Consider the following 8,913-nt stretch of genomic DNA (forward strand, 5'->3'; position numbering starts at 1 on the left):
GGAGGGCAGAAGATGGCGCAAGCCGAATTGGATGCCATCGACCGGCGCATTCTCGCGATTCTTCAGGAGAACGGGCGCCTGTCGAACCAGGAGATCGCCGAGCGCGTGAACCTGTCGCCGAGCCCGTGCCTGCGGCGAATCCGGCGGCTCGAGGAAATCGGCGTGATCACCGGCTACGTCGCGCTGCTGAATCCGCAGAAGCTCGGGCTCGACCTGCTCGCCTACGTGAGCGTGCGGCTCGAAAAGCGCGGCGGCCTCGCGCCGATGCGGGCTGACGAGACGTCGGCGCGCGCGGGCGCGACCCATGCGGAGCTGTTCCGCGCGGCCGTGCAGACCTGGCCGGAAGTGGTCGCGTGCCACGCGATGACGGGCGACATGGATTACCTGCTGCGCGTGCAGGTTGAGGACATGGCGCATTTCTCCCGCTTCGTGCAGGAGCATCTGCTGCATCACCCGTCGGTGATCGACGTGAAAACGAGCTTCTCGCTCGATTGCTTCAAGGAAACGACGGCGTTGCCGATCCGTTCGGTGCGCTAGCGCGGCGGGGAAGGGAGGAGGGGGCGCCGGGCGCGCCGCGGGCGCGGCCCGGCTGGCCGACGTCGTCGACGTCAGGCCGTCTGTGCGGCAGGCATCAGCGATTCGATGAACTTCGTCGTACGGCGCGCCTGGCGCTTCATCGCGTAGTCGAACACCGCGGCCTGTTCCTGCAGCATCTCGGTGATGATCGTCGAGTGGTCGGCCGGCGGCAGCGACAGATACGCATCGGCTTCGCCGTACGCGTACTCGATCCGCATCCCGGACTTCTTCGCGATGTGCATCATCGTCGCGTTGCGCGACAGGCAATGCATGTAAAGCATCGTCACGTGCGTGTTGCGGCTGCGGATCGCCGCGCGCTCGAACAGCTTCGAGCCGACGCCGCGGCCGCGCGCGCTTTCGAGCACCGACACGCCGAATTCGGCCGTGCGCGTGTCGCCTTCGGCCGGCAGATAGGCCAGGTGGCCGATGCCGATCAGTTCGAGTTCGTGGTCGAACACGCCGAACACGGTATCGCGACCGAAATCGATCGTGCGGACATAGTTCTCGATCACGTGGTCGGGCACCATCTGGCCGAAGCGCAGCAGGCGGTCCTCTTCGTCGAGCGAGAGAAAGTGGGTGAGCATCTGCTCACGGTCTTTGGAAGCCAGTTCCCTGACGAGAACCGGCGCAGTACCGACCTTGCCGACAGCATCGGCACGGCCGTTGAATTGCGTGTTCATCGTGGGTTCCTCAGTGTGGGCGCACAAACGGGTTGTGCAATGCAGCAGCATTTTACCCGAGCGGGGTTGGGGAAAACCCGTATTTGACGGTGTTTGTGCTGAGGAGGAATTCTAAATCCGCTTAGTTCATTCTGTAACGCATTGATTTTGAACGGATTTAAAATTCATCATATGAAATGCGCGACGGGCGGTCGGCTGTGCCCGTCGCGCAACGCATGCTGCCGCGCGGCAATCAGGCCGCCGTCGACAGTCCGCGTTCGATCAGGTCGATCACCTGTTCGGCGAAGTCGCGGTAACCAAGGCGGCCGCCCGGCTTCAGCCACGTGAAGGTCCAGTTGATCATCCCGAACACCATCATCGTCACCGAGGTCTGGTTTTCCTTCGAGATGCGGTCCGGATACGCGCGCGCGAGCTGCCGCGTGAACGCCGCGACGATGTCGCGCTGGCGGTCGAGCACGATTTCGCGCTGCGCGTCCTCCAGATACTTCACGTCGTTGAGCAGCGCGACGTGGCGGCTGTGCGACGTCTCGTATTCGGCGAGGAACGCGCGCACGAGCTCGGCGAACGCGTCGCGCTCGCTGAGCCCGCGCCGCTGGCTCGCGCCCTCGACCTCGGCGATGATCAGCATCAGCCGTTTCGTGTAGCGGTCGAGCAGGTCGAACAGGATCGCTTCCTTGCTCTCGTAATAGTGATAGAGCCGCGCCTTCGACGTGCCGCTCGCGGTCGCGAGATCGGACATCGACGTGCTCGGGTAGCTCGTCTGCGCGAATTTCTCGGCGGCCAGATCGAGGATCTGCTCGCGCTGGGATTCGTGGTCGGGCGCTCGGGTTCGGGCCATGGTCGAATGCGGAAGATTAGCGATGCGCGGCGGCGCGCACCTGCGTGGAAGAGAGGGCGTCGGGCGCGTCGTCCTGCAGCTCGAGCCGGCCGGCTGCCGCGAGTTCGCGGCAGCGCCACCACGCGATCGAGTCGCTGACGAACAGCCCGCCGCGGTCGGCGGCGGCCATGATGCTGCCGACGAGGCGCCGCGCGGGCTGCCAGTCGGGTTCCGCGCGCGCGACGATCAGTGCGTCGAGATCGGCGTAGTAGCCGCTCTTGATCGTGTTGCTGACCCAATAGCGCAGCTCGGCGTTCAGGTGCTTCGCCTCCTGCCATTCGAGCGCGAGGCGGCCGATGCGCAGGACCGAGACCGGCGCGGCCGCCGGGCGCTTGCGCGCCAGCTCCGCGGGCGAGAACATCCCGGTCGCGCACGCCTGGTCGGTACGCGACAGCGCTGCGCGCTGCGCGGCGTCGAGGTCGGCGGCCGACAGCCGCACCTCGTTCAGGCGCTGCGGCACGTTGCGCAGGTGATAGGCGACGCGGCGCAACAGCAGCTTGTCGCCGACGCTCGGCGCGTGCCACACGACGACCTGGCCGGTCTCCGTCGCGAGCTGGTCGAGGCGCGCGAATTCGGCCTCGATTTCCGCGTTCCAGTCGGGGATCTGGTCGCCGAGCACGTGCTGCCAGAAGGTGGCGCGCGTGTCGGGCGTCTCGTCGGCGCCCTTCAGCGGCCCGACGCCGAGATCGTCGAGCAAACCGACGACGCGCTCGTCGCGTCCGGCTTGCGCAAGGGCCTCGCGCAGCGACGCGGCGGCGGTGCCGCCCTGAATCACATGAATGGTACTCATCGGCCTGTCGTCAACAAAAGAAAACCGCCGGCCGGGCGGACGTTGCGGTTGTCCAGCCGGCCGGCGGCCCCTAGTGTAAGCGAGATGTGTGACGGCGAGAAACCGTCCGGCGCCGCGACGCGATGCCGCTCAACGCTCGTCGAAGCTCACGACGACCTTGTCGCTGATCGGGTGGCACTGGCACGTCAGCACGAAACCGTCCTTCACTTCGTGCTCCTCGAGCGTGTAGTTCTTTTCCATGCGCACTTCGCCTTCGACCACCTTCGCGCGGCACGTGCAGCACACGCCGCCCTTGCATGCGTACGGCAGCGCGAGGCCAGCGCGCAGGCCCACGTCGAGCAGGCTCACGCCTTCGTACGGCAGACGCAGCTTGCGCTTCTTGCCGTCGAGCACGATCTCGAGGTCGGCGGCCGGCGTCTGGTCGGTGATCTCGACCACCGGTGCGCCGGCCTGAGGCAGCGGCGTGCCGAAGCGCTCGACGTGCACCTTCGCCGGCGGCACGCCGGCCGCCTTCAGCGCGGCTTCGGCCGCGTCCATCATCGGCGCCGGGCCGCAGATGAACGCCTCGTCGATCGCGTCGGCCGGCGTCAGCGTCGCGAGGAATTCCGCGCATTTCGCCTGGTCGAGCACGCCGTTGAACAGCTCGACGTCCTGCAGGTCGTCCGACAGCACGTGATAGAGGACGAAGCGGTTCATGTAGCGGTTCTTCAGGTCCTCGAGCTCCTCGGCGAACATGATCGCGTCGACGCTGCGGTTGCCGTAAATCAGCGTGAACGTGCTGCGCGGCTCGAGTTCCAGCGTGGTCTTCACGATCGCGAGCACCGGCGTGATCCCCGAGCCGCCGGAAAACGCGACGTACTGCTTGCCGTGGTCGGCGTTCAGGTGCGTGAAGAAGCGGCCGTCCGGCGTCATCACGTCGATCGTGTGGCCGGGCTTCAGCGTGTCGAACGCGAAGTTCGAGAAGCGGCCGCCGCGCACGCGCTTGATGCCGATGCGCAGTTCGCCGTCGCGATCGTAGTCCGTCGTGCCGACGCAGATCGAATACGAGCGGCGCGTCTCCTCGCCGTCGATGTGGGTCTTCAACGTGACGAACTGGCCCTGCGTGAAACGGTATGCGTCGCGCAGCTCGGGCGGCACGTCGAACGAGACGGTCACGGCGTCGGCGGTCTCGGGCCGCACGTCGCGGATACGCAGCGGATGAAATTGCGGGGTCGACGACGACCCCCGCCGGGCCGCCCCAAGGGGGGCGTCAGCCCCCTCGGGAGGCAGCGAACGAAGAGAGCGTGGGGGCTGTTTCATCTCAGTAGGGTTTGAAGTAGTCGAAGGGTTCGCGGCAGTCGATGCAGCGATACAGCGCCTTGCAGGCCGTGGACGCGAATTGCGCGAGACGTTCGGTGCGCGCGGAGCCGCAGCGCGGGCACGCGGGCGCCGCGACCGGCCGCGGCACGAAGCGCACGACGTGCTCCCGCGGCGCGGCGCTGCCGCACTGGCCGACCGGCGGCGCGATGCCGTACGCGCGCAGCTTGTCGCGCGCTTCCTGCGTGATCCAGTCGGTCGTCCACGCGGGGGCGAGCACCGTCTCGATCCGGTGCGGCGGCAGGTCGGCTGCCTGCAGCGCGGCGGCGATGTCCTCGGCGATCTGCGACATCGCCGGGCAGCCCGAGTAGGTCGGCGTGATCACGACTTCGAGCCGGCCGTCGTCCGCGCGGCGGACGTCGCGCAGGATGCCGAGCTCGCGGATCGACACGACCGGAATCTCCGGATCGGGCACGGCCTCCAGCACGTCCCACGCGTGGGCGAGCAGCGGATCGTCGCGGTGCGCGGCGGGGGCGGCGTGGGCAGGGGCGGCGGTCTGGGCGGACATCGTCAGGCTCCGTGGCGTGGGCCGGTTACCAGCTCGCGCCGGGGTGCTGGCGCGCGAGGCTCTGCATTTCGGCGAGCAGGTAGCCCATGTGTTCCGAGTGCTCCCCCTGCTTGCCGGTCGTCACATGCTTCACCGGCGCCGGCAGCGCGAGCGTGGCTTCGGCGAGCGCGTCGTCCACGTCCGCGCGCCACGCGGCCTCGATCGCGGCCGGTGCCGGGCCGATGCCCGCGGCGACGATCGCGTCGTCGATCGCATCGGCGGCGAAGCATTCGCGCGTGTACGGCATCAGGTAGTCGAGCGCGGCCTGCGCGCGGCGGTGCGATTCGTCGGTGCCGTCGCCGAGGCGCACGAGCCATTCGCGCGCATGCTGCACGTGATAGCGTGTTTCCTTCACCGATTTCGCGGCGATCGCGGCCAGTTGCGTGTCGGTCGACGTTTCGAGCGCGCTCCACACGTGCAGCATCAGCGTCGCGTACAGGAAGTTGCGCACGATCGTCACCGCGTAGTCCTTGTCGGCGTGCGCGGTACCGGACACCGGGCCGTAGTGCGGCAGTTCGGCGAGCGTGAAGTTCGCGAATTCGCGCTCGGTGCGGAAGTACGCGTAATCGTCTTCCGTCTTCGTCGCGCCGGTCAGCTGGCGCTCGAGCTCGGCCGCGTGCGTGTACAGCATGCGCGCCTGGCCGATGAGGTCGAGGCTCATGTTGGTGAGCGCGATGTCTTCCTCGAGGATCGGGCCATGGCCGCACCATTCGGCGTTGCGCTGACCGAGGATCAGCGCGTTGTCCGCGAGGCGCAGCACGTAGGAGAGGTGTTCGGGCGTGATCGTCATGGCGCGGGCGTTACATGTGGTTGACTTCGTCGGGCAGCGTGTAGAACGTCGGGTGACGGTAGATCTTGTCGCCCGCCGGCTCGAACAGTTCGGCCTTCTCGCTCGGATCCGACGCGGTGATCGCCGACGACGGCACCACCCAGATGCTCACGCCTTCCTGGCGGCGCGTATAGACGTCGCGCGCCATGCGCAGCGCCATCGTCGCGTCGGCGGCGTGCAGGCTGCCGCAGTGCTTGTGGTCGAGGCCCTGCTTGCTGCGCACGAACACTTCCCAGATCGGCCATTCCTTGTTCATCGCTTTCTCCTGATTCCTGAATTCGGGGTGCCGCTCAGGCGGCGTGCTGTTCGGCGCGGGCGCGGCGCTTCGCTTCGTGCGCGAGCGCGGCTTCGCGCACCCAGGCGCCGTCCTCGTGCGCTTTCACGCGAGTCGCGAGGCGTTCCTTGTTGCACGGGCCGTCGCCGTTGACCACGCGCCAGAATTCGTCCCAGTCGATCGCGCCGTAGTCGTGGTGGCCGCGCGCTTCGTTCCATTTCAGGTCGGGGTCGGGCAGCGTCACGCCGAGCACCTTCGCCTGGTCGACCGTCGCATCGACGAATTTCTGGCGCAGATCGTCGTTCGAGATCCGCTTGATGCCCCATTTCGCGGACTGGCTGCTGTGGACCGAATCGGCGTCGCTCGGGCCGAACATCATCAGCACCGGCCACCACCAGCGGTCGACCGCCTGCTGGACCATCGCGCGCTGCGCGACGCTGCCCTTCATCATCGACAGCAGCGCGTCGAAACCCTGGCGCTGATGGAACGACTCTTCCTTGCACACGCGGATCATCGCGCGCGCATACGGGCCGTACGTGCAGCGGCACAGCGGGATCTGGTTCATGATCGCGGCGCCGTCGACCAGCCAGCCGATCACGCCGACGTCGGCCCAGGTCGGCGTCGGATAGTTGAAGATGCTCGAGTATTTCGCCTTGCCGGCGTGCAGCGCGTCGATCAGCGCGTCGCGCGATACGCCGAGCGTTTCGGCCGCGCTATACAGATAGAGGCCGTGGCCGGCTTCGTCCTGCACCTTCGCGAGCAGGATCGCCTTGCGCTTGAGGCTCGGCGCGCGCGAGATCCAGTTGCCTTCCGGCAGCATGCCGACGACTTCCGAATGCGCGTGCTGCGAGATCTGGCGCACCAGCGTCTTGCGGTACGCGTCGGGCATCCAGTCCTGCGGTTCGATCTTGCCGTCCGCGGCCATCACCGCATCGAACCGCGCCTGCTCGGGCGACTCGGCTGCGGCGTCGAGCGGCGCGACGTTGCCGGGGATGTCGAGGGATTGCGTGTACATGGCGAAAACTCTCGTCCGGTTGAATGTGTGCGCAGTATAAACCAACCGACCGGTCGGTTAATAAATTTGTTGCGTATTTTCGGCGGGACTCGGGTAAACGAGGGACGCGGGGGTGCAATCGGGTCGCGCAAGTGTGGCCTCGCACGCGGGTCTCGCGTCTTCTGCGGCACAATGCCCGCTTTCCGATGAGGATTTTTGCCGATGTCATTTCGAAGCAGTTTCGCCGCGGCCGTGCTGGGCGCGGCCGTTTTCGCGTCGCCGCTGGCGGCGTTGGCCGCGCCGACCGCGCAGGTCGGTTGGGTCGCCGCGTGGGCGACCGCGCTGCAGCCGATTCCCGATCTTGCCGCACCGCCGCCGCTCTACCGCGCACCCGACGTGGCCGGGCGAACCGTGCGGCAGATCGTCTACCCGACCGTGTCCGGGCGAGCCGCGCGGCTCCGCGTGAGCAATGTGTACGGTCGCACGCCGCTGGTCGTCGAGGCCGCGAGCCTCGCGCGGGCCGGCGAGGGGGCGGCGCTCGCCGGCGGCGTGGCGGTGCCGGTGCGGTTCGGCGGCAAGGCATCGGTGACGCTCGCGCCGGGCCAGGCCCTCGAAAGCGACCCTGTGTCGATCGACGTGACGGCCGCGCAGCCGTATGCGATCAGTCTCCAAATGGGACCGAAACAGCGGATGACGGTCTGGCATCGCGTGTCGAACCAGTTCAACTACGTATCGGCGCCGGGCGATCATGTGGGCGATCCGGATGCCGCCGCGTTCCGTACCCGGTTTACTCAATATGCATGGGTGACGGAGCTCGCCGTCGAAGCCGGCTCCGCACGCGGCAGCATCGCCGCGATCGGCGATTCGATCACCGACGGGTTGCGCTCCAGCCTGAACCGGAACCGTCGCTGGCCCGACGCGCTCGCACGCCGGCTGACGGCGTCGGGCGCCGATTCGATCGGCGTCGTGAATCTCGGCATCAGCGGCAATCGGCTGCTCAGCGATTCCCCGTGCTACGGCATGTCGCTGGCATCGCGGTTCGAGCGTGACGCGCTGTCGCGCGCGGGCGTGAAGGCGGCGATCGTGCTGATCGGTATCAACGACATCAACTTCGCGGCGATGCCGCCGCGCGCGGGGCTGGATTGCGATCACCCGCATACGCAGGTGACGGCCGCGTCGCTGATCGACGGCTATCGCCGGCTGATCGAGGCGGCGCATCGCCAGGGCGTGAAGGTCTTCGGCGCGACGCTGACGCCGGCGGCGTTGCCGGCCGGGCGGGAAGCGATCCGGCTCGAGGTGAACCGGTGGATCCGGAGTGGCGGCGGGTTCGACGGTGTAGTGGACTTCGACGCCGTGCTGCGCGATCCGGCGCGCCCGAGCATGCTGCAGCGCCGATACGATAGCGGTGACGGCATCCATCCGAGCGATGCGGGCTACACGGCGATGGCCGACGCGGTGCCCGTCGAGCAACTGCGGGCTGCGGTGGGCGGCAAGTGACGCGCCTCCATATATAGAGGGAAAGGTTGCCGATGGCCTGCGGGCCGGCAACGCGACATCGTTCCGCGAGCCCAAAGCCCCCGTGCGCGTGAGCGCACGGGGGCTTTTTCAAACTTTCTTCACAAAGGGCTTGCGCGGATGGGGGCGGGTGCTTAGAATCACGCCTCTTTCGCGCTAACGGAAACACGGCGCGGGAGGAAGGGAAGCGGTGCTGTCGGGGTTCGGAGGTACGAGCCTGGGCGGCGCAGGAAGTTGAGCCCCGCAGTCGCAACGAAGTCGTGTAGAAAGTTGTTGACGAGCTGCGAAACACGGTTCATAATCTCGTTTCTCTGCTGCTGAAAACGCAGCGCTGCCGGGAAACACGGAGTTCCTCGCAGAAATGCTCTTTAAAAATTAACAGCCGATAAGTGTGGGCGCTTGATGGCAGCGAGCTGATCCTCGGATCAGATAGCGAAAGTATCAAGAGTCTCACACTAAAGTAAGTCAGGTTTAT

10 protein-coding genes are annotated in these 8,913 nt (G+C 67.1%); 2 read left to right on the forward strand and 8 right to left on the reverse strand.

Annotated features, from left to right (window positions below; translation table 11 throughout):
* Nucleotides 1-12 precede the first annotated feature (12 nt).
* Complete coding sequence (locus CFB89_RS01160) at nt 13-537, forward strand: Lrp/AsnC family transcriptional regulator (RefSeq protein ID WP_059790400.1); 525 nt, start codon at nt 13-15, stop codon at nt 535-537.
* 71 nt (nt 538-608) lie between these two features.
* Here the strand turns inward: CFB89_RS01160 and CFB89_RS01165 are convergent, their stop codons facing one another.
* From CFB89_RS01165 to paaA, 8 genes are all read right to left on the reverse strand, one after another.
* Nucleotides 609-1,256 (reverse strand): GNAT family N-acetyltransferase, encoded by a 648-nt coding sequence (locus CFB89_RS01165; RefSeq protein WP_089466430.1) that lies wholly within the window; start codon nt 1,254-1,256, stop codon nt 609-611.
* A gap of 232 nt (nt 1,257-1,488) precedes the next feature.
* Nucleotides 1,489-2,094: a TetR/AcrR family transcriptional regulator gene (locus CFB89_RS01170; RefSeq protein ID WP_006482923.1), complete on the reverse strand. Its 606-nt coding sequence runs from the start codon at nt 2,092-2,094 to the stop codon at nt 1,489-1,491.
* A 16-nt stretch (nt 2,095-2,110) separates the two neighbouring features.
* Nucleotides 2,111-2,923 (reverse strand): DUF1835 domain-containing protein, encoded by an 813-nt coding sequence (locus CFB89_RS01175; protein ID WP_089466431.1) that lies wholly within the window; start codon nt 2,921-2,923, stop codon nt 2,111-2,113.
* A gap of 129 nt (nt 2,924-3,052) precedes the next feature.
* Nucleotides 3,053-4,192, reverse strand: a complete 1,140-nt coding sequence (gene paaE, locus CFB89_RS01180; protein WP_089466452.1) for a 1,2-phenylacetyl-CoA epoxidase subunit PaaE — start codon at nt 4,190-4,192, stop codon at nt 3,053-3,055.
* Between the two features lie 31 nt (nt 4,193-4,223).
* Entirely contained in the window at nt 4,224-4,787 is a 564-nt protein-coding gene (gene paaD / locus CFB89_RS01185; RefSeq protein WP_089466432.1) for a 1,2-phenylacetyl-CoA epoxidase subunit PaaD, read from the reverse strand.
* A 25-nt stretch (nt 4,788-4,812) separates the two neighbouring features.
* Nucleotides 4,813-5,616 carry a 1,2-phenylacetyl-CoA epoxidase subunit PaaC gene (paaC, locus tag CFB89_RS01190; protein ID WP_089466433.1) on the reverse strand — a complete coding sequence of 268 codons (804 nt, stop codon included), beginning with the start codon at nt 5,614-5,616 and terminating at the stop codon, nt 4,813-4,815.
* A gap of 10 nt (nt 5,617-5,626) precedes the next feature.
* Nucleotides 5,627-5,911 (reverse strand): 1,2-phenylacetyl-CoA epoxidase subunit PaaB, encoded by a 285-nt coding sequence (gene paaB, locus CFB89_RS01195; protein ID WP_006482881.1) that lies wholly within the window; start codon nt 5,909-5,911, stop codon nt 5,627-5,629.
* 34 nt (nt 5,912-5,945) lie between these two features.
* On the reverse strand, nt 5,946-6,944 hold the full coding sequence (paaA, locus tag CFB89_RS01200; RefSeq protein ID WP_089466434.1) for a 1,2-phenylacetyl-CoA epoxidase subunit PaaA: 999 nt from the start codon (nt 6,942-6,944) through the stop codon (nt 5,946-5,948).
* Nucleotides 6,945-7,145: 201 nt separating this feature from the next.
* On the opposite strand from paaA, the gene CFB89_RS01205 reads away from it, so the two are divergent.
* Nucleotides 7,146-8,420, forward strand: a complete 1,275-nt coding sequence (locus CFB89_RS01205; RefSeq protein WP_089466435.1) for an SGNH/GDSL hydrolase family protein — start codon at nt 7,146-7,148, stop codon at nt 8,418-8,420.
* Nucleotides 8,421-8,913: the final 493 nt, after the last annotated feature.

Source organism: Burkholderia sp. AU16741 (assembly GCF_002223345.1).
Lineage (GTDB): Bacteria > Pseudomonadota > Gammaproteobacteria > Burkholderiales > Burkholderiaceae > Burkholderia > Burkholderia sola.

Coding starts and splice junctions, on each gene's coding strand:
- CFB89_RS01160 (WP_059790400.1), top strand. CDS start 13: ATGGCGCAAGCCGAATTGGATGCCATCGACCGGCGCATTCTCGCGATT.
- CFB89_RS01165 (WP_089466430.1), bottom strand. CDS start 1,256: ATGAACACGCAATTCAACGGCCGTGCCGATGCTGTCGGCAAGGTCGGT.
- CFB89_RS01170 (WP_006482923.1), bottom strand. CDS start 2,094: ATGGCCCGAACCCGAGCGCCCGACCACGAATCCCAGCGCGAGCAGATC.
- CFB89_RS01175 (WP_089466431.1), bottom strand. CDS start 2,923: ATGAGTACCATTCATGTGATTCAGGGCGGCACCGCCGCCGCGTCGCTG.
- paaD (WP_089466432.1), bottom strand. CDS start 4,787: ATGTCCGCCCAGACCGCCGCCCCTGCCCACGCCGCCCCCGCCGCGCAC.
- paaC (WP_089466433.1), bottom strand. CDS start 5,616: ATGACGATCACGCCCGAACACCTCTCCTACGTGCTGCGCCTCGCGGAC.
- paaB (WP_006482881.1), bottom strand. CDS start 5,911: ATGAACAAGGAATGGCCGATCTGGGAAGTGTTCGTGCGCAGCAAGCAG.
- paaA (WP_089466434.1), bottom strand. CDS start 6,944: ATGTACACGCAATCCCTCGACATCCCCGGCAACGTCGCGCCGCTCGAC.
- CFB89_RS01205 (WP_089466435.1), top strand. CDS start 7,146: ATGTCATTTCGAAGCAGTTTCGCCGCGGCCGTGCTGGGCGCGGCCGTT.